General features: G+C 67.5%; 1 protein-coding gene. It reads right to left on the bottom strand.

What is annotated here, in order from left to right:
• On the bottom strand, positions 1 to 523 hold a 523-nt coding region (locus tag GH736_RS24245), incomplete at both ends, for an aminotransferase class V-fold PLP-dependent enzyme (protein ID WP_159607651.1).

Below are 523 nucleotides of genomic sequence, written 5' to 3'. Positions count from 1 at the left end.
AGCCGATGGCGGCCACGTCGAGCAACAGGTGCGGGGCAGACTGTACGGCGTCGACAATGCTGACCGCCCCAACGGTCCGCGCCGCGGCGCAGACGGCGGCGACATCGTTGATGGTGCCAAGGAAATTGCTGGCATGCCCCACGGCCACGGCGCGGGTACGGGCATCAATGAGATCGGGCAGCGTGTCGAGCTTCAGCGCGAAGGTCTCGCGGTCCCATTCGAGGAAGCGCACCTCCACCCCGCGCGCCGCGGCCGCCTGCAGCCAGGGCGAGACATTGGCATCATGGTCCATGCGGGTGAGGAGGATATTGTCGCCGGCCCGCCAGTCGTGCGCGATCAGCGGCGCCATCTGGAAGAACAGGCTGGTGGTGTTCAGCCCGAAGATCACCTCATCCTCGGCGCAATTGAAGAAGGCGGCGGCGCTGGCGATCGCTGCTTCGGCAATGGCCCCAGCAGCCCGCGACGTGCGGAACAGCCCGCCATCGTTGGCGCACGCCCTGATCATGGCGTGGGACATGGCCTC

The organism is Agromyces humi (assembly GCF_009720255.1).
Classification (GTDB): Bacteria; Actinomycetota; Actinomycetes; order Actinomycetales; family Microbacteriaceae; genus Agromyces; species Agromyces humi.
The sequence above is the reverse complement of the archived record's forward strand: the minus strand, read 5'-3'. Positions and strand labels throughout refer to the sequence as shown.